Origin of the sequence: Halogeometricum sp. S3BR5-2, from assembly GCF_031624635.1 — an archaeon.
GTDB lineage: Archaea > Halobacteriota > Halobacteria > Halobacteriales > Haloferacaceae > Halogeometricum > Halogeometricum luteum.
In genome coordinates, this window is sequence record NZ_JAMQOQ010000002.1 from 414,844 (window position 1) to 435,019 (window position 20,176).

23 protein-coding genes are annotated in these 20,176 nt (G+C 68.7%); 14 read left to right on the plus strand and 9 right to left on the minus strand.

What is annotated here, in order from left to right:
* Window positions 1-34 precede the first annotated feature (34 nt).
* Window positions 35-997 carry a polyprenyl diphosphate synthase gene (gene uppS, locus NDI79_RS08575; protein WP_310928061.1) on the plus strand — a complete coding sequence of 321 codons (963 nt, stop codon included), beginning with the start codon at window positions 35-37 and terminating at the stop codon, window positions 995-997.
* 350 nt (window positions 998-1,347) lie between these two features.
* On the opposite strand, the gene NDI79_RS08580 is transcribed toward uppS, so the two are convergent.
* Entirely contained in the window at window positions 1,348-1,956 is a 609-nt protein-coding gene (locus tag NDI79_RS08580; protein ID WP_310928062.1) for an undecaprenyl diphosphate synthase family protein, read from the minus strand.
* A gap of 151 nt (window positions 1,957-2,107) precedes the next feature.
* On the opposite strand from NDI79_RS08580, the gene NDI79_RS08585 reads away from it, so the two are divergent.
* Together NDI79_RS08585 and NDI79_RS08590 are read left to right on the plus strand one after the other, a co-directional pair.
* The gene (locus NDI79_RS08585; protein WP_310928063.1) at window positions 2,108-3,436 is read left to right on the plus strand and encodes a DUF92 domain-containing protein; all 1,329 of its coding nucleotides are present in this window, start codon (window positions 2,108-2,110) and stop codon (window positions 3,434-3,436) included.
* A 1-nt stretch (window position 3,437) separates the two neighbouring features.
* Window positions 3,438-3,857, plus strand: coding sequence for a GNAT family N-acetyltransferase (locus NDI79_RS08590; RefSeq protein WP_310928064.1), 420 nt, complete (start codon window positions 3,438-3,440; stop codon window positions 3,855-3,857).
* Window positions 3,858-3,883: 26 nt separating this feature from the next.
* On the opposite strand, the gene dnaG is transcribed toward NDI79_RS08590, so the two are convergent.
* Window positions 3,884-5,374, minus strand: coding sequence for a DNA primase DnaG (dnaG, locus tag NDI79_RS08595; RefSeq protein WP_310928065.1), 1,491 nt, complete (start codon window positions 5,372-5,374; stop codon window positions 3,884-3,886).
* Between the two features lie 299 nt (window positions 5,375-5,673).
* Between dnaG and NDI79_RS08600 the strand changes: the two genes are divergently transcribed.
* The 5 genes from NDI79_RS08600 (at window position 5,674) to NDI79_RS08620 (ending at window position 9,356) form a co-directional block, all read left to right on the plus strand.
* Window positions 5,674-5,892: a DUF3311 domain-containing protein gene (locus NDI79_RS08600; RefSeq protein WP_310928066.1), complete on the plus strand. Its 219-nt coding sequence runs from the start codon at window positions 5,674-5,676 to the stop codon at window positions 5,890-5,892.
* A 1-nt stretch (window position 5,893) separates the two neighbouring features.
* A complete protein-coding gene (locus NDI79_RS08605; RefSeq protein WP_310928067.1) occupies window positions 5,894-7,396 on the plus strand; it encodes a sodium:solute symporter family protein in 1,503 nt (500 codons plus the stop codon).
* A gap of 127 nt (window positions 7,397-7,523) precedes the next feature.
* Window positions 7,524-8,348, plus strand: a complete 825-nt coding sequence (locus NDI79_RS08610; RefSeq protein WP_310928068.1) for a YqcI/YcgG family protein — start codon at window positions 7,524-7,526, stop codon at window positions 8,346-8,348.
* Entirely contained in the window at window positions 8,341-8,898 is a 558-nt protein-coding gene (locus NDI79_RS08615; protein ID WP_310928069.1) for a cysteine hydrolase family protein, read from the plus strand. Before NDI79_RS08610 ends, NDI79_RS08615 begins: the two co-directional genes overlap by 8 nt.
* A 71-nt stretch (window positions 8,899-8,969) precedes the next feature.
* Window positions 8,970-9,356, plus strand: a complete 387-nt coding sequence (locus NDI79_RS08620) for a DUF7994 family protein (protein ID WP_310928070.1) — start codon at window positions 8,970-8,972, stop codon at window positions 9,354-9,356.
* Between the two features lie 33 nt (window positions 9,357-9,389).
* On the opposite strand, the gene NDI79_RS08625 is transcribed toward NDI79_RS08620, so the two are convergent.
* The gene (locus tag NDI79_RS08625; protein WP_310928071.1) at window positions 9,390-10,394 is read right to left on the minus strand and encodes a DUF7972 family membrane protein; all 1,005 of its coding nucleotides are present in this window, start codon (window positions 10,392-10,394) and stop codon (window positions 9,390-9,392) included.
* Window positions 10,387-10,584, minus strand: coding sequence for a DUF4177 domain-containing protein (locus tag NDI79_RS08630; RefSeq protein WP_310928072.1), 198 nt, complete (start codon window positions 10,582-10,584; stop codon window positions 10,387-10,389). Before NDI79_RS08630 ends, NDI79_RS08625 begins: the two co-directional genes overlap by 8 nt.
* Window positions 10,585-10,669: 85 nt before the next feature.
* On the opposite strand from NDI79_RS08630, the gene NDI79_RS08635 reads away from it, so the two are divergent.
* Together NDI79_RS08635 and NDI79_RS08640 are read left to right on the plus strand one after the other, a co-directional pair.
* A complete protein-coding gene (locus NDI79_RS08635) occupies window positions 10,670-11,059 on the plus strand; it encodes a hypothetical protein (RefSeq protein WP_310928073.1) in 390 nt (129 codons plus the stop codon).
* Window positions 11,060-11,144: 85 nt separating this feature from the next.
* Entirely contained in the window at window positions 11,145-12,077 is a 933-nt protein-coding gene (locus tag NDI79_RS08640) for an HFX_2341 family transcriptional regulator (protein WP_310928074.1), read from the plus strand.
* Between the two features lie 7 nt (window positions 12,078-12,084).
* On the opposite strand, the gene NDI79_RS08645 is transcribed toward NDI79_RS08640, so the two are convergent.
* A complete protein-coding gene (locus NDI79_RS08645; RefSeq protein ID WP_310928075.1) occupies window positions 12,085-13,140 on the minus strand; it encodes an enolase-like domain-containing protein in 1,056 nt (351 codons plus the stop codon).
* A 209-nt stretch (window positions 13,141-13,349) separates the two neighbouring features.
* Window positions 13,350-13,679, minus strand: a complete 330-nt coding sequence (locus NDI79_RS08650) for a DUF7344 domain-containing protein (RefSeq protein WP_310928076.1) — start codon at window positions 13,677-13,679, stop codon at window positions 13,350-13,352.
* 147 nt (window positions 13,680-13,826) lie between these two features.
* On the opposite strand from NDI79_RS08650, the gene NDI79_RS08655 reads away from it, so the two are divergent.
* Window positions 13,827-14,486 (plus strand): helix-turn-helix domain-containing protein, encoded by a 660-nt coding sequence (locus NDI79_RS08655; protein ID WP_310928077.1) that lies wholly within the window; start codon window positions 13,827-13,829, stop codon window positions 14,484-14,486.
* A gap of 46 nt (window positions 14,487-14,532) precedes the next feature.
* On the opposite strand, the gene NDI79_RS08660 is transcribed toward NDI79_RS08655, so the two are convergent.
* The gene (locus tag NDI79_RS08660) at window positions 14,533-15,285 is read right to left on the minus strand and encodes a DUF1405 domain-containing protein (protein ID WP_310928078.1); all 753 of its coding nucleotides are present in this window, start codon (window positions 15,283-15,285) and stop codon (window positions 14,533-14,535) included.
* A 174-nt stretch (window positions 15,286-15,459) separates the two neighbouring features.
* Here NDI79_RS08660 and pdxS point away from each other — a divergent pair, with 174 nt between their 5' ends.
* The gene (gene pdxS / locus NDI79_RS08665) at window positions 15,460-16,368 is read left to right on the plus strand and encodes a pyridoxal 5'-phosphate synthase lyase subunit PdxS (RefSeq protein WP_310928079.1); all 909 of its coding nucleotides are present in this window, start codon (window positions 15,460-15,462) and stop codon (window positions 16,366-16,368) included.
* A gap of 51 nt (window positions 16,369-16,419) precedes the next feature.
* On the opposite strand, the gene NDI79_RS08670 is transcribed toward pdxS, so the two are convergent.
* Both NDI79_RS08670 and NDI79_RS08675 read right to left on the minus strand, forming a co-directional pair.
* Window positions 16,420-16,911: a universal stress protein gene (locus tag NDI79_RS08670; protein ID WP_310928080.1), complete on the minus strand. Its 492-nt coding sequence runs from the start codon at window positions 16,909-16,911 to the stop codon at window positions 16,420-16,422.
* Window positions 16,912-17,048: 137 nt separating this feature from the next.
* Complete coding sequence (locus tag NDI79_RS08675) at window positions 17,049-17,924, minus strand: homoserine kinase (RefSeq protein WP_310928081.1); 876 nt, start codon at window positions 17,922-17,924, stop codon at window positions 17,049-17,051.
* 140 nt (window positions 17,925-18,064) lie between these two features.
* Between NDI79_RS08675 and NDI79_RS08680 the strand changes: the two genes are divergently transcribed.
* Together NDI79_RS08680 and NDI79_RS08685 are read left to right on the plus strand one after the other, a co-directional pair.
* Entirely contained in the window at window positions 18,065-19,414 is a 1,350-nt protein-coding gene (locus NDI79_RS08680) for an NAD(P)/FAD-dependent oxidoreductase (RefSeq protein ID WP_310928082.1), read from the plus strand.
* Between the two features lie 150 nt (window positions 19,415-19,564).
* The gene (locus NDI79_RS08685) at window positions 19,565-20,158 is read left to right on the plus strand and encodes a TetR/AcrR family transcriptional regulator (RefSeq protein WP_310928711.1); all 594 of its coding nucleotides are present in this window, start codon (window positions 19,565-19,567) and stop codon (window positions 20,156-20,158) included.
* Window positions 20,159-20,176: the final 18 nt, after the last annotated feature.

Sequence of the window (20,176 nt, forward strand, 5' to 3'; positions counted from 1 at the left end):
AAGAAACATACGTCTCGGAAGGGTTTCCCCTCCAATGAGACAGTGGCTTCGTCGACAGTTCAACGGCGCCTACGAGCGCACGCTCCGCCGTGAACTCGGAAACGGCCCCGCGCACGTCGCCATCATCCAGGACGGCAACCGCCGGTACGCACGGAACCACGGCGACGACGCGCCCGACGGGCACAAGGCGGGCGCGAAGACGACCGAGCGAGTGCTCGATTGGTGCGACGAGGCCGGCGTCGAGGAACTGACGCTGTACGCCTTCTCGACGGAGAACTTCGACCGCCCCGACGACGAACTCGAACCGCTGTTCGACCTCATCGAGTCGAAACTGTACGAGTTCGCGGACGCCGAACGCGTCCACGACTCCGAGGTGCGCATCTGCGCCATCGGACAGACGGACCGCCTCCCGGACCGCCTCGGCGAGGCCATCGACTACGCGGAGGGGAAAACCGGCCACTACGACGGCTTCCGCCTCAACATCGCCCTCGCGTACGGCGGCCGGGCCGAACTGCTCGGCGCCGCCCGCGACGTGGCCCGCGACGTGCAGACGGGCGACCTCTCGGCGTCGGACGTCTCCCTCGACGCGATAGACGAACGGCTCTGCCGCCGCCCCGCCCGCGACGTGGACCTCATCATCCGCACCGGCGGCGACGAGCGCACCTCGAACTTCCTCCCGTGGCACGCCAACGGCAACGAGGCGGCCGTCTACTTCTGTGCGCCCTACTGGCCGGAGTTCTCGAAGGTGGACTTCCTCCGCGGCCTCCGGACGTACGAGTCCCGCGAGAAATCCTGGCAGCGCACGCGGACCGAGCGAGCGGTCGCACTCGTCCGCTCCGCGGCCGAGACCGAGTTGGCGGAGGCGAAAACCGTCGCCGGTCGCCTGCGCGAGCAGTTGCCCTCCGCCGGCGCCGAGCGAGTCGTCGCCGAGTTGGAGCGACAGGACGACGCCGCGGAGTTCGAACGGCAGAAAGAGACGGCCGAGTTGGCGGACTGATACGGTCGCAACCGCTCCGAACACGGTGTTTTTTCGGCTTCCGCGACTGCGACGTGTCACTCACGAACTGAACGAAACACATTTCGTCACAGAGCGTCGACAAGTCATCCATGCGCCTGCCCTCCTCCGCCCTTGGCAGAGCAACGCTGCTACTCGTCGCTCTGCTGGTCGTACTGCCGGTTGCGGGCCTCACCACGTACGTCACTCTCCCAGTGGCGCTCGTCCTTCTGCTGGGATACGTGGTGAGACAGCGTTCTCAGTAGCGAAGGCGAGTTCGCAGCGTTCTCGCGGCGAGGTTCGGTCTACCGGCCGAATTTCCGTTGCTCGCTCCGTTCGCAACGGCGTTCGGTCTATCGACCGAACCGCCGCTGTCGGTTCTGGTAGTCCAGGACGGCCCGCAGATAGTCCCGCTTCCTGAAGTCCCGCCAGTTCACGTCCGTGAAGTACAGTTCCGAGTAGACGGACTGCCAGATCATGAAATCCGAGAGGCGTTCGGCGCCCGTCTTGATGAGCAGGTCGGGTTCGTCGGGGAAGACGAGTCGCTCCTCGACGTGGTCGGCGCCGATGTCCTCCGGGGAGATGTCGCCGGCCTCCACGTCCTCGGCGATGTCGCGCACCGCGTCGGCGAACTCGCGCTTGCCGCCGAGGCCGATGCTCACCTGTACGGGTTCGTCGGCGCGTTCCCTGTCGCCCGGACCGCGGACGGCGACGGGGCGGGGTGACTCCACCTCGCGGAGTTCGCGTTCGAGCGTTTCGACGACGGCCTCGTCGAGGACGCTCACCGAGACGGTGACGCGTTCGGCGCCGAACTCGAACGCCCACTCGAGGAACTGTGACAGGGTCTCGTAGGCCCCCTGTTCGAGCAGGTCGCGTTCGGTGATGACGACGGCGACGTGTGAGGGAGGGTCCGCATCGTGTCGCCGGAGTCGGTAGGCGAGGTAACCATCGTACAGTCCCACGGTAGCCGATGCGTCCCCCCGTCGCTAAATCCCTCCGATTCGGGCGTTCGGCCCCGGAGCGCGACCCGCCGGCCGCCGCGCGGTCGCACGGCCTCGCGGCCGAATGGGCCATGTCGGGAGGGTTAAGTGCGCGTCGGAGATACCCGACTGTGTGCAATCGACGCTCCGGCGGGCGGGCGGCTTCGCCGCTGTGGGGACGCTAGCGCTCGCCGCACCGGTGCTGGAGGCGGCGGCGTTCGCCCCGTTCGCGGCCGTCGCCCTCCTCGCGGCGTTCGTCGTGAACGACGGCCCCCTGTTCGAGGTGTTCGCCCGGCCGGGCGACCATCAGGACGGCCGCCTCAACGGCCTCGCGGGGTTCGCGCTCGCCGCCGCCGGACTCGCCATCCTCGTCGCGGCGATGGACATGCCCGTCGACCTGTTCGTCGCCACCGTGCTCGTCATCTCCTACGGCAACCTCGGCAAGCAGGCGGTCGCCGCCGTCTCCGACGACCCCTTCCTCGGCACCTCCGGGTTCGTCGTCGGGGGGTTTCTCGGCGGCCTCCTCGGACAGGTCGGCGCCCGCCTCGTCGGCGAGAGCGCCCCGTCGCTCGCCTCGCTGTGGCCGTCGCTCCCGCTGTTCGTCTTCCTCGCCTCGTCGGCGGCGCTCGTCGCCGCGCTCTTCCGCGAGATGCTGTTCGAACGCGACGACCCGCTGGTGATGCTGTCGACGGGGCTCCTTCTGTGGCTGTTCGGCGCGCTCGCGGGGCCGGTCGGCGCCGTCGAAATCGTCGGCGCCCTCGCTCTCACCCTCGCGCTGGGGTACGTCTCCTACGCGCTCGAAGCCGCCTCCGTCGCCGGGATGCTCTCGGGCGTGCTGTTCAGCCTGCTCGTCATCGTCTTCGGCGGCTTCGGCTGGTTCGCCGTGCTGATGGCCTTCTTCGCCATCGGCGCCCTGTCGACGAAGTTCCGGTACGAGGAAAAGCGCGACCGAGGGGTCGCAGAGGAGAACGACGGCGCCCGCGGCACCGGAAACGTCCTCGGCAACGCCGCCGTCGCCCTCGTCGCCGTCGTTGGGTTCGCCGCCAGCACGCGGCTCCCCGTCGACGGAACGCTGTTTCAGTTCGCCTTCGCGGGGTCGATGGCCGCCGCGCTGAGCGACACGCTCTCCTCGGAGGTCGGCGGCCTCTACGACAACACCCGGCTCATCACGACGTTCGAGCGGGTCGAACCCGGCACCGACGGCGGCGTGACGTGGCAGGGGGAACTGTCCGGCCTCCTCGGCGCGACCATCGTCGCCGTCGTCGCCGCCCTCCTGCTGTCGGCCGTCACGGTGCCCGTCGGCGGCGCCGTCGTCCTCCTCGGCGGCCTCGCGGGCATGACCGTCGACAGCGTCCTCGGCGCCACCGTCGAGGGGGCGCGGGTCGGCAACGAGGCGGTCAACTTCACGGCGACGCTCGTCGGCGCCGTCGTCAGCACGGGCGTCGCCTTCCTCGTGTTCTGACGTGCCCCGCGTCCGCCCCGCCCGCCCGGACGACCGCCCGGCGCTCTCGCGCCTCCAGTCGCACCTCGCGGAGCCGTCACCCGAACTGCTCGCGGCCGCCGACGTCGTCGGCACCGTCCTCGTCTCCGTCGACGCCGACGACCGACCGGTGGGCTACCTCCTCGCCGTCGAGGACGGGAACGACGCCTGTCACGTCGCGGAACTGGTCGTCGCCCCCGACCGCCGGCGCGAGGGCCGCGCCCGCGACCTGTTGACAGCGGCGGTCGAGGCGCGCCCCGCCGGGTCCGTCGTCACGGTGACCGTCGCCGCCGGCAACGACGCGGCGCGGTCGCTCTACGAGTCGGTCGGCTTCGAGGAGGCGGGCCGCCGCCCGGACTTCTTCGAGTCGGGCGACGCGGTGGCGTACGCGCTGGCGGTGTAGGGTGCGAAAAGTAGGGAAAAATCCGTCTACTCGCCGGAGTCGAGCAACTGCTCGGCGGTGAGGACGCGGACGCTCACCGGTTTCTTCACGAACTCGCCGGTCGAGGCGGCGACGGCGTGTCCGACGCCGCGTTGGGCCGACACGTCGGCGAGTCGCTGGTCGAACACGCCGTCGAGGACGACGGTGTGCGGGGGCGTCGCCGCGTCGCGGATGGCGTCGAACGCCTCCGCGGCGTCGCGTTCCTCGACGGTCGCGAGTTCCTCGTCGAGGAAGCGGACGGTGCCCGATTCCGCCTCGACGACCTCCCGGACGTGTTCGCGGAGCGACTGCGGTCGCGGTTCCGCTTCGTCCTGCGGTCCGGTCTCCGGTTCGGTCTCGGGTTCCGCCGACCCGGCGTCCGAGTCGCCCGCTTCGACGGCGCCGTCTCCGGCGTCCGTCGCCTCGGTGACGACGCTCGTCGCGCCGTTTCCGGACGCGGTGTCGCGGGGCGTCGGCCCCGACTCGCTCTCGGTCGACGCGGCGTCGGTCGCTTCCGCGGACGCGCCCTCGCCGAGTCGCTCGACGGTGACGCTCCCCCCGCCGACGCCCGGCCCGTCGGACCTCGTCTCGGAGGTCGGAGCCGCAGACTCAGTCGTCTGCGACTCCCGAGGAGGGTCCGCGGCGTCCCCCTCGGGGACCGGGCCGTCCGTCGCCGCCTCGCGGACGTCGCCCTCGGCGGGCAGCATCTCGAAGGCGACCTTACTGCGCAGGGCCGACATCACCTCGTGGCGCTGGAGGTCCTCGACTGACCGCCCGTCGGGGGCGAAGGCGACGTAGTCCACGTCGCCCACCTGCGAGAGTTCCCGCAGGATGAGTTCGCCGCCTCGGTCGCCGTCCAGAAAGGCCGTGACCGTGCGGTCGCGCGTCAACTCCGCGACGGCGTCGGGGACGTTCGTCCCCTCGACGCCGACGGCGTTCTTCACGCCGTAGCGGAGGAGCGTCAGCACGTCCGCCCGCCCCTCCACGACGACGATGGCGTCGGAGTCGTGGACGCGCGGGCCGGCGGGGAGCCCCTCGAACTCGGTGATGTCCTCGACGCGGACGCTCTCTTTGACCTCGTCGAGAATCTCCGTGGAGGTCATGACGCTGTCGTCGAAGGAGGAGGAGAGCAGTTCCTTGGCCCGGTCGACGACTTCGCGGCGCTTGGCCTCGCGCACGTCCTCGATGTCCGTGACGCGCACGTCCGACTGGCACGGCCCCACGCGGGTGATGGTTTCGAGCGAGGCGGCGAGGATGGCCGTCTTCACTTTGTCCAGACTGCTGGCGATGGTGACCGACCCGAACGACTGCCCGTTCTCGCTCTCTATCTGTACGTCTATGCGGCCGACTTTCGACGATTGTTGGAGGTCGCGGAGATCCAACTCCTCGCCGAGCAGACCTTCCGTCTGCCCGAAGATGGCGCCGACGACGTCGGAGCGTTCGACGACGCCGTCCGCGGTAATCGCGGCGTGAATGAGATATTTTGCTGTATCGTCCATGATGAGACACCCCTCCTGGGTGCTGAGATGATGATGGTGACGGTGTCACGAGCGACTCGGTGACGGCCTTATATAAGGGTCGCTACGGGCAAATAACTATCGTACCGGTCGTCCGCTTCGACGTTCGTCGTCGTCCCAACGGCGTCGACGGCGCTCGCGGCGCGTCCGCCGGCCGTTCGAGTCGCTCTCGACTCCCTCCGCTCGTCCGACCCGCCCGTATGAAGGAAATTTCTCTTCGGAACTGCCGTACGAATTAGAAACAACAATACTTACGTAATATGAGTGACTATCTAGCGCCGATGACGCGACCGAAGACGGATTATCTGTGGGTCGGCGCGTTCGCCGTTCTGGTGGCCTTCGCCGTCCCGTGGTTCCTGTGGCGCGACGCGACGACGTGGGCCGGACTACCTGTGTGGCTGTGGTGGCATATCGGATGGATGGCACTCGCCTCCGGGGTCTTCTACCTGTTCACGCGCGGCGCGTGGGACCGCGGTATGAACGTCGAGCGGGAGGTGTGAGATGGTCGCTTCCGACCTCCTCGTCCAGACGGGCGTCGTCGGCGCCTACCTCGTCGTCTCGCTCCTCGTCGGCTTCCTCGCCTACCGCCTGACGAGTCGGGACGCCGAGGACTACTACCTCGCCAGCCGGTCCTTAGGTACCGTCGTCCTCCTGTTCACGACGTTCGCGACGCTGCTGTCGGCGTTCACGTTCTTCGGCGGTCCCAACGTCGCCTACTCGGCCGGCCCCGAGTGGATACTCGTGATGGGGCTGATGGACGGTATCCTGTTCGCCCTCCTGTGGTACGTCGTCGGCTACCGGCAGTGGCTCATCGGACGCGCGCGCGGGTACGTCACGCTCGGCGAGATGCTCGGGGACCGCTTCGGGTCGAAACGACTCCGCGCCGTCGTCGCCGCGTTCAGCCTCTTCTGGCTGTTCCCGTACGTGATGCTCCAGCAGATGGGCGCCGGCGAGGCCATCGTCGGACTCACCGAGGGCGCCGTCCCCTACTGGGCGGGCGCGGCTCTCATCACCCTCTTCATGATACTGTACGTCGGCCTCGCGGGCCTCCGCGGCGTCGCGTGGACGGACACGATACAGGGACTGTTCATGCTCTCCATCGTCTGGGTGGCCGTCGCGTGGGTCGTCTCCGCGGCCGGCGGCCTCTCGACCATCTCGGCGGGCATGGCCGAGAACACGCCCGAAGCGCTCGCACTCGGCGGCGGCCTCTACACGCCCGAGTACGTCATCTCGACGGCTGTCACCATCGCCTTCGGCGTCGTGATGTTCCCGCAGATAAACCAGCGGTTCTTCATGGCGAAGGACGCGCGCGTACTGAAGCGGTCGTTCGCGCTCTGGCCCGTCCTCGTCGTCCTCCTCTTCGTCCCCGCGTTCCTCCTCGGGGCGTGGGCGGCCGGACTGGGCGTCGAGGTGGCCGAGGGGTCGAACGTCATCCCCGCCCTCCTCAACGAGTACACGCCCGTCTGGTTCGCCGCCCTCGTCGTCGCGGGCGCGATGGCCGCGATGATGTCCTCCTCGGACTCGATGCTGCTGTCGGGGTCGTCGTACCTCACCCGCGACCTCTACCGGCCGTTCGTCAACCCGACGGCGTCCGACGAACGCGAGGGCTGGGTCGCCCGCGTCGGCGTCGCGGCGTTCGCCGTCCTCACGTTCGTCGCTAGCCTCTTCCGGCCGGGGACGCTCGTCGAGGTGGGCGACACCGCCTTCGGCGGGTTCGCGCAGATGGCGCTGCCGGTGATGGTGGCGCTGTACTGGCCCCGGACGACGAAGCTCGGGATGTACGCCGGTATCGGCGGCGCGCAGTCGTTCTACCTCCTGCACGTCTTCCTCCCGCCCGTGACCGTCGGCGGCGCGACGCTGTTCGCCCCGACATACCTCGGCTGGGACTTCGCGCTCTGGGGGATGGCGCTCTCCGCCGCCCTCACCGTCGGCGTCTCGCTTCTGACGCCCGCGGCGGCCGAGGAGGACGCCGGGACGTTCGCCGTCGGCAGTCGCGCCGACTGAACCGTCCAATCTTCCGAAACCCGCACCGACCGCCGCTGACGATTTCCGTTCGGTCGGCGCGCGCACCGTCGCGTACCGATTCTCTCACTTCCGAAGCGCTCATGTTCGTCCGGACGAACCCTCGACCATGAACGAACCGGGCGTACAAGCACTCGTCGACCAGGAGACGATGGCCGCCCGCGTCGAGGCGGGAGAGCTACCCGACTGGGCGGTCCGGCACTTCGAGACGTTCACCGACGCCCTCCTCGGCGAACGGGACGGCACGCCCTTCCCGTGCTACTTCGGCGCGAACTCCGTCCGCGACGGCGAACCGCTGTACGCCGCCGTCCCCTCGCTGACCGAGAAGGAGGCGCTCCTCTCCTTCCGCGACGCCCTGCTGGAATATCTGGACGTCTACCGCGAGATGCCGGGCCGGACGTCGTTCGTGACGTTCTTCCGCCCGCCCGAACGGGAGTTCTCGGAGGGCGACTACCACGAGGCGCTATGGCACCTGCTGCAGTTCCTCCACGTCCACGACCCCGACCCGTGGCCCGCGGACATCCCGACCGACCCCGACGACCCCGAGTGGGAGTTCTGCTTCGGCGGCGAGCCGATGTTCCCCACCTGCCGCGCGCCGTTCTACGAGGAGCGACGGAGCCGATACTGCCCGGTCGGCCTCGAAATCACGTTCCAGCCCCGGTCGCTGTTCGACGGTATCACGGCCGACACCGAGGCCGGACGGCAGGCCCGCGAGACCATCCAGTCGCGCATGGCGGAGTACGACGGCGTCTGCCCGCACGCCGACCTGGGCGACTGGGGCGTAGACGGCGACAGGGAGTGGCCGCAGTACCTCTTCCGGGAGGACCCCGAGGACTCCCCCGACGAGTGCCCCATCGTCGTCACCCGCGAGCACCCGAAGGCCGCGCCGCCGCGGTCGGCGCCGACGCCGGAGACGAGGGCGGCCGATGACTGAGGAATCGCCCCCGGTCCTCCTCCTCGTCGACCTCCAGACGGGTCTCGACGACCCGGTACACGGCGAGCGCAGCACCCCGGACGCCGAGGCGAACGCCGCCCGACTGCTCTCGGCGTGGCGCGAGAACGGCTTCCCCCTCGTCCACGTCCGGCACAGTTCGACCGAACCGGACTCTCCGCTCCGCCCGGAGCGGCCGGGGTTCGCGTGGAAACCGGAGACCGAACCGCGGGAGGGCGAACCGGTGTTCACGAAGGAGGTCAACTCGGCGTTCGTCGGCACCGAGTTGGAGTCGTGGCTCCGCGACCGCGGTCACGACTCTCTCGTACTGATCGGCCTCACCACCGACCACTGCGTCTCCACCACCACGCGGATGGCGGAGAACCTCGGGTTCGACGCCACCGTCGTCTCCGACGCCACCGCGGCGCACGAACGCGAGGGACCGGACGGCGAACGCTTCTCGGCCGACGAGACGCACCGGTCCGCGCTGGCGCACCTCTATCGAGAGTTCGCGGACGTGCGGACGACCGACGAGGTGCTGTCGGCGCTGTAACCGGCGCCGCAGACGTCGCGGCGCTTCCGCGAGGTCGGTGCGTTTAGGTTCCTCTCAACCGACCGACCGGTATGAAACGTCGTCGCCTGCTCCTCCTCCCCGCGCTCCTCTTCCTTCCGGGGTCCCTCCTGTTCGTCGCCGTCGCGCCGCCGCACACGCTCCTGTTCTCCCTCGTCGTCGGCTGTCTGTTCGTCGCGGGGTGCGGCTTCGCCGTCGCCGGCCTCGTCCCGTCGCTGTCGCTCGGCGGTCGGACGCTTCCGTGGTATCTCTTCGCGGGCGTCGCGGACGTCGCACTCGGCGTCTCGATGCTCCTGAACGCGGCGGAGACGGCCGCAGGGGGGACCGGCGAAGAGCTGTTTTTAGCGGTCGCCACCGGTCTCGCGGGGCTGCCGCTGCTGTTCATCGGCGCGGACTACCTCCGGGGCGGGAGACACCTCGACGTGAGCGTCTTCGAGTGACGGGTGGAAAATCCGAGACCCGCCCGCGCTCGCTCAGGAGAGGATGAGCGACCCGACCGTCAGCGTCTGCTTGGCCAGCGTCGCCAGTCGGAGCACGTAGGCGATGAACACGAGGAAGGGAAGCACCGATATCGTGAACCCGGCGCTAACGACCCAGAGAACGGTCTCGAGCCCCAGTATCGTCCCGGTGAACGTGTTCGGGTCGACGAAGACGACGATGGCGCCGGCGACGACCAGGGCGGGGACCGAGGCGTACAGAATCGCCCGCGAGAGCTTCACCAGCGCCCACTGGAGGTACAGCACCTTCACGTACTCCCGGATGGGACCGTACATCGTGACCGCCTCCAGCACGTCTCTGAGCGCGCTCCGCTCGTCGTCGCTCATCTCCGACTCGTACTGCTCGCCGAGACGCCGCGCGTGGTACATCTTGCGGGCGTAGTTGAAATCGAGGGCGGGCGAGACGACGTTGAACGTCCCGAAGTCGGAGTCTTCGAGTTCGGACATCGCCGTGTCGGCGTTCTCTTCGAGGTCCGCGACGTACGTCTCGACCTTCCCGCGGAACTCGTCGCTGTCGTTTCCGGCGACGGCGTCGCGGAGCGAGCGCGCCCGCCCCACGCACACCTCGACGACCTCCGCAAGGAGCACCGCCGGGTCCGACGGCGTGGTCTTCCCGAGCAGGCTGTCCGTGTTCTGATAGAAGTCCATCGTCACGTCCATCCGGTTGCGCTGCGTGCCGAGCGACCCGATCTCCTGGGAGAGCACGAGTTGGTTTATCGAGACGACGAGCGTCGTGCTGGTGATGATGGCGCCGACGAGCCCCGAGAACAGCGTCTCGACCATGTCGCTTCGCTCCATCGTCACCCGCAGCGACACCGGTTTGAGAATCCCCGACCCCACGAACGCGACGAAGACGACGAGGGCCAACGCGCCGACGATGACCCGGCGGTTCACGCCGAGGAGCACCCAGAACAGGTACTTGTTCACGTCGGTGCGTTCGCGGAGTCTGTTCGACGTCGAGAGGTCGCCGTCGTCACTCATCGCGGACCGGGCGCTTGAACACGATGAACTTCGTCCCGCCCTTGTCGTACTCGATGGTACCGGTGAACTCCCAGCCCTCCGACCCGAGTTCGTTGAGTCGCTCGGTCGGGTTGACGGACTCCCGCTTGGTCAGCCCCTTCGGCGGTTCGATGGCTCTGTACTCCCACTCCGGTGGGTCGCGGTTCGCCATACTCGGATTCACCCACCGCGGTCAGTTAACCCCGTGGGCAGCGCTCGGCGAGAACGCTTTTTCCCGTCGCCGACGAGGGGACCGTGTGCCCCGCATCCGCCGCTCGCTCGTCGCGTTGCTCGTGGTGTCGGCGCTCGCGTTCGGCGGGTGTCTCACCGTCGGTCCGACCGTCGAAGCGGACACCGAGGGGTCGGCCGTCTTCGAATCCGTCTCGGCCACCGAGTCGTGGTCCGGGACGGGCGTCCGGACGGCTATCACCCTGAAGTCGACCCCGGCCGTCGAAGACGTGACGACCATCTCCGTCGTCGACGAGTCCGGTCGAACGTTCCTCACGACGACCGTCCACCCCGGGCAGACGAGAGCCGTCGTCTCCCTCCCGGCGCAGTCGAACGCGACGGTCGTCGCCAGCGACTCGGTCAACTCCTCGACCGTCGACAAACTGAACGTGACGGTGGGCGGGAACGCGATTCCCTGACGACCCGACGTTCCGACGCCTCGCCGCTCGTCCCCCCGAGACGCCATCTGGTGTCTTTTATAGCCGCGAGAGCGACCTATCACCCATGCAGACGCACATCGTCCCGGTCGGGTTCGACTACGACCGACTCATCGCGCCTCTGATACGCGACCAGTTGGACGTCGACCGCGTCATCCTGTTGGAGGGGGCAGTGGGAAGCGAGGCGAACGTGGAGTACTCGCAGAACCTCTCGCAGAAGTTGGAGAAGGACTTCCGGAACCTCCTCGGCGCCCACACCGAACGCGTCGTCATCGCGGACGTGTACGACTACGACACGGCGTTCGAGCAGGCGTACGACCTCATCAACACCCAACTCGATAGAGGAGAGGACGCGGAGGTGTGGGTGAACGTCTCGGCGATGCCCCGGCCCGTCTCCTTCGCGTTCGCCACCGCGGCCCACTCGGTGATGGTCGAGCGACAGGAGGACAGAGAGCGCATCCACACCTACTACACGGCCCCCGAGAAGTACCTGGAGACCGAGTTGGCCGAGGAGGTGCGCGAGGCGCGCGACCTGCTCGGCGACCTGCTGGACGGCGAGGAGTTGGACGACGAACGCGTCCGCGAGCGGTTCGAGACGGCCTCCGATCTACTCGAGGAGTTCGACGAACGCGGGACGACCATCGGCGCCAAGCGCATCGGCGACGAGCACATCGTCGAGTTGCCCGTCGCCTCCTTCTCGAACGTCAAGCCGTTCGAGGAGATAATCCTGTTCGAGTTGGGCGAGTACGGCGAGTTCGAGTCCGTCTCCGAGTTGGCCGAGACGCTCGCACGCGACATGAACGAGGAGTACACCGACTCGTTCCGCTCGAAGGTCATCTACAACGTCGACAGGTTGGGTCCCGGCGGGAAGGGCTACATCGAACAGGAGGAGCACGGCAAGTCGTATCGCACGCGCCTCTCGCGCATCGGCGAGTTGTGGGTCCGGTCGCACGCCGGCGCCGACGCCGACGAACTCTCCCGCACGGGCGGGGAGTTCTAGTTTTTACTCAGTCCCAGTCGAGACCCGCCGAGTTCGTCGGGGCGTCGAGCGGACTCGTCGGGAGGCCCTCGGCCAACGCGGGGTCGTTGTACGCGCCCGGCGCAACGTCGTTCGGGCCGTCCGGGTAGAACAGCGACGCGAGCAGTTGGACGTGGTCGCGGCCGACGTCCAACTCGAACTGGCCGCCGCCGTACAGCGAGATACCGTTCGACTCTGCGTACTCGATGGTCTCGAACAGCGACTCCACCGTGCCGAACCGCGAGGGTTTGACGTTCAGCCACGAGGGCTCGAACGGGAGTTCCCGCACCGAGTCTACCCCCGTTATCGGCGCGTCCCACGAGACGCGGTCCTCCTCGCCGTCGAAGAGGGGTCGCGTCTCCCCGGTGAGCGCCGGGTCCTCGACCACCGCGTCCGGAAAGCCCCGCAGCACTCGCTCGTACAGGTCGGGGTCGGGCGCCTGGTCCACGTCGGTGCCCTCGTAGTGGCCCTTCAGGTCGACGATGCGGACGGCGCCCGTTCCGGCGAGCGAGTCGACGAGTTCGTCGGTCCAGTCGGTCGTCGGGTCGAGTTTGAACTCCGCCTCGGGGTCGGCGCCGAGCAGTTCCTCCACCCGGTCGGTCGTCGGCGGGTCGCCCAATCGGGTCGAGACGACGAACCGGAGGGGACTCGGCGTCCGGCCCACGGCCTCCCCGAGCGAGCGGTCGTTCTGCTTCAGCGCGAGGTCCAGCGCCGCGGATTCGAGCGCCCACCGTCGGTAGTGGCGGGCCGTCTCGCGGGTCGGCGGTGTCCGCGGGAAGAGGTCGACGTCGTCGAGATACTCCGAGAAGGCGGCGAACGAGTCGTACCGCCCCCTGAGGTCGAACGCGGGGGCGCTCTCCAACGCTTTGTGGTCCTCGGTGTCGTACGTGACGTCCTCGCCGCGGCCGGAGACGCCGTCGCCCCGCAGGTGAAACGTCGTCGTCGCGCGGCGGAACCCGCTCGACGTGTCGCGTCCGCGCCGCGTCCGCGCCGTGTCGACGATGCGCAGCGGAAGCCCGGAGACGGCGTCGTAGAGGCCGCTCATCGGCGCTCGCCCGATTCCTTCGCCGGACTGCCTTCTGCGTCCCGCGCTGCTCGCCGTCGCCCGGCAGAGAACTCCGTAGAGACGCCGTCGGCCGCCCTCCCGTCGTTGAAAAGAGACAATCTATCCTCGAAGAGGACGGTTTGGATATTCACTGTTCGCCTTGTATATTACGCGGCCGGGCGGTCCGACGGACCGCCTCCGCGCGTCCGCTACTGCCCCGAGCGGTCGTCCCGGTCGTCGCGAACGAACCGCAATAGGGGAACGAGCGCGTCGAACCGCCCGCCCCGGCGGACGAGGCCCTCCTCTCTGTCCCACTCGATGAACCCCGCCGCGCGGAGTTTCGGCAGGTGAACGTGGTACAACTCCGCCCGGAGGCCCGGCGGGGCGTCGTCGCCGAGGAGGTCCGCGTCGATTCGGAGCGGCTCCCGGTCGAGGAGTTCGAGGAGGATTCGTCTCCGCGAGGCGTTCGACAACGCCTCGAATCGTTCGTCGACTCGGTCGGAGTCGCGCTCGGGCCTCCGGTCGTCTGCTCCCGACATTTGTGCTCTCTCCCGCTCGGAGCCGATACGGCGGCGCCCTCCGCCGCGACACCGTCAGGAATACAGGAAAATAACTAACTCTTACTATTCTCAATCCGGTGCTTGTTCAGTCATGCTACTAAAGTGCATACCCGACGTCTCCTAACCATGGTAGTCATCGTTCACTTCCTCGTCGACGCCGACGATTTCGCCCTCGGGCGGGCGACGCAGGGCGGTGCCGAGACGCACGTCGAACTCGAACGCGTCGTCCCGACGGCCGGGTGCGCGATGCCGTTCTTCTGGGCCTTCGGGACGGAGTTCGAGGCGTTCGAGCGCTCGGTGCGCGAGAGCGACGCGGTCGAGGAGTTGCGACTGCTCGCGCGCGTCGACGGGCGGGCGCTCTACCGCGTTCGCTGGACGGAGACGGCGCCGAGTCTGACGGCGGCCATCGCCGCCCACGACGCCACCGTCCTCGAAGCGTCGGGGGGTCGGACGTGGTCGTTCCGCGTCCGTTTTCCCGACCACCGCGACCTCACGGCGTTCCACGAGGACTGCCGGGAACGCGGCGTCGACCTGCACGTCGAACGAATCACCACGCTCGACGCGGAGCACGCCTCGGAGTACGGCTTCGACCTCACGTCCAAGCAGTCCGAGGCGCTCCGTCTGGCCGTCGAGGCCGGATACTTCGAGGTTCCCCGACGGGTGACGCTGTCGGAGGTGGCCGAAGAACTCGAAATCAGCCAGCAGGCGGCCTCCGAACGGGTTCGCCGCGGGGCCGACGCCGTCCTCCGGCGGACGCTGCTGTCGCGGTCCGAGGGCGACCGCTGAGCGGCGACCCGGCCGCCTCGTCCCCTCGACGTCGCCGCGCGCCGCCTCAGACCCGGCCCGAGCGGAGTTCCAGTTTCTTCACGCGCGTCGAGAGCGCGAGGAACGTCGCGGCCAGCGTCAGCGTGACCGCCCCCGCGGCGGCGACTTGGAGGACGGTCGTCCCCGCGAACGGGACGCTGTCGGCCAGCGGCAGCGACGTGTGGTGCGGGTCGCCGACGACGGGGACGAAGTAGTCGACCACGTCGTTGAGTCCGTACCAGACGACGGCGACGGCGACGGCGCGGACGGGGAAATCGGTGATGCGGTGCAGGACGAACGCCTGGACCGCCATGGCGAGGTGGCTGAAGACGAGAAAGAGGTACATCGGGAGCACCGTCCCGGCGAGGAACGCCTCCGAGAACGTCACGAGGACGAACGGCGTCCACAGCCCGAGTTTCAGACAGCCGAAGAAGGCCAGCGCGCAGACGTAGTCGTTCTGCCTGTCGAGTTTCCAGAGCGCGAACGCGAGGGCGGCGAACAGCGTTCCCACGGGGCTGTCCGGGACGAACGGCCACATCACGACCGGTTCGTTCGCGAACTGCCACGTTATCAGCGGGTCCGACAGCGGGAGGGGATGGAAGCCGTAGTACCAGAAGCCGAACGCGGTGCCGAGGAGGTTCGTGGCGACGACGACCCAGGCGAGGGAGAGTCCCGCGTTCTCCACCCGTTCGGGCAGGGGTGCGAGCCACCGCGGGAGTCGGTCTGCGGGCGGGAGTCCGTCGCCGTCGAACAGGCGGCGGAGCCCGGTGGACGCGGCCATACGTCGGGCAGGGACGAGCGCTACAAAGTGATGGCGGTTCGGGGGAAGTCCGTTCGGAAATCGCGGGCCGGAGCCGTCCGGCCGCCGGGATACGTACCTCGCTCGCGACCCTCGCCACGCCCGCCGTCGAGCACACTGGTTGGTCTTAAGTAGGTCGACCCGTAACCTCCGAACATGCCCGAAGAGACCGATTTGGAAGAGCTCCGTCGCGGGACGGACCTCGTCAAGCGCGGCTTCGCGCAGATGCAGAAGGGCGGCGTCATCATGGACGTCGTCGACGCCGAACAGGCCCGGATCGCCGAGGAAGCGGGCGCGGTGGCGGTCATGGCGCTGGAAGCCGTCCCGGCCGACATCCGCAAGCGCGGCGGCGTGGCCCGGATGGCCGACCCCGCCGACGTGAAGGAGATAATCGACGCCGTCTCCATCCCCGTGATGGGAAAATCGCGCATCGGCCACACGAAGGAGGCGCAGATTCTGGAGTCCATCGGGGTGGACATGGTCGACGAGAGCGAGGTTCTCACCCCGGCCGACGAGCGCTACCACATCGACAAGCGCGACTTCACCGCGCCGTTCGTCTGCGGCGCGCGCAACCTCGGCGAGGCGCTCCGCCGCATCGACGAGGGCGCGGCGATGATTCGGACGAAGGGTGAGGCCGGCACGGGCGACGTGAACCAGGCCGTCCACCACCAGCGCAACATCAAGGGCGCCATCCGCGAACTCGAAGGCAAGACGCACGAAGAGCGCGAGTCGTGGGCCCGCGAGCACGAGGCGCCCGCCGAACTCGTCCACGAGACGGCCGAGATGGGTCGTCTCCCCGTCGTCAACTTCGCCGCCGGCGGCATCGCCACGCCCGCCGACGCCGCCCTGATGATGCACCACGAGTGCGACGGCATCTTCGTGGGGTCCGGTATCTTCGGCGCCCAGGACCCGGAGGCGATGGGACAGGCGGTCGTCGAGGCGGTCAACAACTGGGACGACCCCGAGCGACTCGCGGAGATCTCCTCGAACATCGGGTCGGGCATGAAGGGCGAGGCGAACGCCACGCTCCCCGACGAGGAGAAACTGCAGGGTCGCGGCGTCTGAGCGCGTCGGAAAACTCTCCCTTTCGGTGCGTCACCGACCGTCCAGCGGCGCCTACGCGACCGTGTTCGCGTCGGCCGTCTCCGACTCCGCCGCGTCCTCGCCCATCACGACGGTGACGGGACCGTCGAAGCTGAGCAGCACCGTCTGCGCCACGTCGCCGAACAGGGCCTTCCCGGTGGGCGAGCGCTTCCGCCCGCCGAGGAAGACGTGGTCGGCGCCCTCCGCTCGGGCGACGTCGAGGATGGCGTCGGCCTCGCGGCCGACGGTTCCCACGGGACGGTAGGCGACGTCGAGGCCGGCGAGTTCCTCGTCGGCCAGCCCCATCGCGCCGCGTTCGGCCGACTCCTCGGCCTGTTCCAGCGTGTAGACGGCGTCCGGGGAGCCGATGTCGGCGACGGCGCGCCGCTTCTCCTCGAACTCCCGTTCGGGGACGACGGTCAGGAGGACGAGTTCCGCGCCGGTGCCGGCGGCGTACGCGCCCGCCTCGCGGAGGAGGCGGCGGCCGCGTTCGCCGGGCGTCACGACGACGAGTGCGTGGTTCATACCCGAACGTACGTCGGATGCCGTGAAATATCTACTCGAATACGTGTTGCCGGAGCGCACGGGAGCGGTGGGCGCGGGAGGGGTGAGCACGGTGCCGGACCGGTCGATGGAACGGGACTGCGAACGAACGGGAGCCGTCAGAACAGGTCCGCGCCGCCGCCGACGCTCGTCTTGTACGCCCGCGCCTCGACGCCGGCCTCCTCGAAGCCGTCGAGCATCGCGGCCGCGACGCGTCCCCGTTTCTCGGGGTCGCAGACGGCGAGCACGGACGGCCCCGCCCCGGAGACGGTGACGCCCGTCGCGCCGGCGTCCAGCGCCGCCTCGCGGACGCCGGCGTAGCCGGTGATGAGTTCCGAGCGCGCGGGCGTGACGAGTCGCTCGTCCATCCCCTTCCCGACGAGTTCGGGGTCCGAACGGCACATCCCGACGGTCAGCGTGGCCGCCGACCCGACGGTGTGGACCACGTCCTTCATATCCGCCCGGTCGGGGACGACGCGGCGGGCGTCCCGCGTCGAGACGGCTATCTCGGGGAGGCAGGCGACCACGGAGATGTCCGTCTCCACGGTGGTCACCTCGTCCCCGCGGGCGACGGTGAACCCGCCGAGGAGGGCGGGGGCGACGTTGTCGACGTGCGCCTCGCCGGAGACGACGGCCTCGCCCTCGGCGGCGACGGGGACGAGTTCGGACCGGGAGTGTCCTCGCTCGTAGAGGGCGTTCAGTGCCAGGGCGGCGCCGGCGGCGCTGGCGGCCGAGGACCCGAGCCCCGAGGACGGCCTGACGCCTTTGTCTATCTCGATGTGCGCCGGGGCGTCGAGGGCGTCGGCGACGGCGCCGACGACGTTCTTCTCGGGGTCGGTCGGGATGTACTGGCTGCCGACGCCGGTCACGTCGATGGTCGTGCGCGGGGCGCGTTCGACCCGAATCACGTCCGCGGGCCGGTCGAGGGCGACGCCGAAGACGTCGAAGCCGCTCCCGAGGTTCGCACTCGTCGCGGGTGCCCTGACCGTTCGCATGGACCGTTTCTTTCCCAACAGCGGGTAAAAAGGTAGCGAAGCGGGGAAATACGCGCTCTGCGAGCGGTCCGCCCCGCGGGCGACGCGTCGGTCCGCGGACGAACGGAAGGGATTTTCCACGGGGTCGCGTAGCCGGGTGCATGATAGGTGTCGTCGGCGGCGGAATCGCGGGACTCGCCGCAGCGTATCGGTTGCGACAGCGCGGCCACGACGTACAGGTGTTCGAGGCTACCGAGGACGTGGGCGGCCTCGCCGCCGTCTACGAGACGGCCGGCGACGACATCGAGAAGTTCTACCACCACCTCTCGAAGTCCGAGGAGACCATCGTCGAACTCGCCGAGGAACTGGGTCTCGGCGACCGCTTGGAGTGGCGCGTCGGCAAGAATGCCTACTACGTCAACGGCGTCGTCCACCCCCTCGACACCGCGTGGCAGATAGCCGCCTACCCGCACATGAGCGTCTACGACAAGTTCCGTCTCGGGATGCTCACGCAGGGCATCGACGTGCGCGGCGGGCGACCGGACTTCGACGCCTACGACGACCTCTCGGAGTACGAGAACGTCTCCATCCGCGATTTCGTCGTCGAGCACACCACGCAGGGCGTCTACGACAACTTCGTCGACCCCCTTCTGGATGGCAAATTCGGGGAGCGAAAGCACGACGTGTCGGCCGCGTGGTTCCTCGGCCGCGTCCGCTTCCGCGGGGAACGCGACCTGTTGCGCGGCGAGATTCTGGGTTACTTCGACGGCGGGTTCCGCCCACTTCTCGACGCCCTCGTCGACGCGGTGGGCCGCGAGAACATCACGACGGGCGCGCGCGTCACCGAGATGGAGACGGCGGGCGAGTCCGTCGGGTCGATGACCGTCGAGACGGAGGGCGGAACCGAGACGCACGACGTGGACTCGGTGGTCGTCGCCGCGATGCCGAACGTGCTGGAGGACCTCACCGGTTACGAGTGCGACATCGAGTTCCAGGGCGCGGTGTGCGGCCTCGCCACGATGAACGAGTCGGTGATGGACACCTACTGGCTCAACGTCGCCCACGACGCGCCGTTCGGGTCGCTCATCGAGCACACCAACTTCGTCCCGAAGGAGCGCTACGGCGGCCAGCACCTGATGTACGTCGCGAGTTACGTCCAAGGACCGGAGGAGGACCTCTGGCAGATGACGGACGAGGAGGTGGAGGACCTCTGGTTCGACGAGATAGAGTCGATGTTCCCGGGGTTCGACGCCGACTCGACCGTCGAGGAGTTCCGCATCTCGCGCAACCCGCGCGCCGGCCCCATCTACGAACGCGGCTACCTCGACATGGTCGTCCCCTACGACCTCGCCGAGGACGTGGCCGACGGCGTCTACTACGCGGGGATGGCCTCGGCGGCGCAGTACCCCGAACGCTCCCTGAACGGCGGCATCGTCGCCGGCTACGAGTGCGCCGACCGCATCGCCGACCGCGCGGACGCGGACACCCCCTCGGCCGTCGCCGACGACTGACGACAAGGCGACCGCCCGACTCTCCGCCGATTCGTTCACGATTGTCTACTTGTCGGAGCGAACCGAAACCCCTTTTGCCGATACTGACTGACTAATCAGTTAGTGAGCGAACGAGTAGAAGCGTCGGTACCCGCCGACGTACACGAGACGATGATGGAGGCGACGTACCGGGCGCTCTGCGCCAACGGGTTCGCCTCCCTGACGATGCAGGACATCGCCGACGAGGCGGACAAGAGCACGTCGCTCCTGCACTACCACTACGACACGAAACAGGACCTCTTGGTCGCCTTCCTCCGCTACCTCATCGAGCGGTTCGAAGAGCGGTTCGAGGACACCGAGGACGAGAGCCCCGAGGAGCGACTCCGCGGCTTCGTCTCGCGGATGGTCCCCGACGAGGACGGCGCGGACGACTACGACCGCTTCGGCCTCGCCATCATGGAACTCCGGATGCGGGCCCCCTACGAGGACGCCTACCGCGAGCAGTTGCGGACGAACGAGGAAGTCATCCGCTCGCGCATCGCGGACGTCGTCCGGGACGGCATCGAGGAAGGCGTCTTCCGCGAGGTGGACCCCGACCGGACGGCGCGTCTCGTCTTCGACGCCCTCGACGGCGCGCGGAGCGAACGCGTGACCGTCGGCGCCGACGAGGCGCCCGCCGAGGTGGCGGCCGCGTTGGACGAGTTCGTGCTCTCGTCGCTGCTCGCCGCGCCGGACGAATCGGACGAGGAGGGCGAAACGGAGTGAGTTCGCGCGACGTGACCC

Coding starts and splice junctions, on each gene's coding strand:
- dnaG (WP_310928065.1), bottom strand. CDS start 5,374: ATGGACGATACAGCAAAATATCTCATTCACGCCGCGATTACCGCGGAC.
- NDI79_RS08645 (WP_310928075.1), bottom strand. CDS start 13,140: ATGAGCGGCCTCTACGACGCCGTCTCCGGGCTTCCGCTGCGCATCGTC.
- NDI79_RS08655 (WP_310928077.1), top strand. CDS start 13,827: ATGGTAGTCATCGTTCACTTCCTCGTCGACGCCGACGATTTCGCCCTC.
- NDI79_RS08685 (WP_310928711.1), top strand. CDS start 19,565: ATGATGGAGGCGACGTACCGGGCGCTCTGCGCCAACGGGTTCGCCTCC.
- NDI79_RS08625 (WP_310928071.1), bottom strand. CDS start 10,394: ATGAGTGACGACGGCGACCTCTCGACGTCGAACAGACTCCGCGAACGC.
- NDI79_RS08630 (WP_310928072.1), bottom strand. CDS start 10,584: ATGGCGAACCGCGACCCACCGGAGTGGGAGTACAGAGCCATCGAACCG.
- NDI79_RS08605 (WP_310928067.1), top strand. CDS start 5,894: ATGGTCGCTTCCGACCTCCTCGTCCAGACGGGCGTCGTCGGCGCCTAC.
- NDI79_RS08650 (WP_310928076.1), bottom strand. CDS start 13,679: ATGTCGGGAGCAGACGACCGGAGGCCCGAGCGCGACTCCGACCGAGTC.
- NDI79_RS08680 (WP_310928082.1), top strand. CDS start 18,065: ATGATAGGTGTCGTCGGCGGCGGAATCGCGGGACTCGCCGCAGCGTAT.
- NDI79_RS08610 (WP_310928068.1), top strand. CDS start 7,524: ATGAACGAACCGGGCGTACAAGCACTCGTCGACCAGGAGACGATGGCC.
- NDI79_RS08600 (WP_310928066.1), top strand. CDS start 5,674: ATGACGCGACCGAAGACGGATTATCTGTGGGTCGGCGCGTTCGCCGTT.
- NDI79_RS08620 (WP_310928070.1), top strand. CDS start 8,970: ATGAAACGTCGTCGCCTGCTCCTCCTCCCCGCGCTCCTCTTCCTTCCG.
- uppS (WP_310928061.1), top strand. CDS start 35: ATGAGACAGTGGCTTCGTCGACAGTTCAACGGCGCCTACGAGCGCACG.
- NDI79_RS08640 (WP_310928074.1), top strand. CDS start 11,145: ATGCAGACGCACATCGTCCCGGTCGGGTTCGACTACGACCGACTCATC.
- NDI79_RS08675 (WP_310928081.1), bottom strand. CDS start 17,924: ATGCGAACGGTCAGGGCACCCGCGACGAGTGCGAACCTCGGGAGCGGC.
- NDI79_RS08615 (WP_310928069.1), top strand. CDS start 8,341: ATGACTGAGGAATCGCCCCCGGTCCTCCTCCTCGTCGACCTCCAGACG.
- pdxS (WP_310928079.1), top strand. CDS start 15,460: ATGCCCGAAGAGACCGATTTGGAAGAGCTCCGTCGCGGGACGGACCTC.
- NDI79_RS08670 (WP_310928080.1), bottom strand. CDS start 16,911: ATGAACCACGCACTCGTCGTCGTGACGCCCGGCGAACGCGGCCGCCGC.
- NDI79_RS08660 (WP_310928078.1), bottom strand. CDS start 15,285: ATGGCCGCGTCCACCGGGCTCCGCCGCCTGTTCGACGGCGACGGACTC.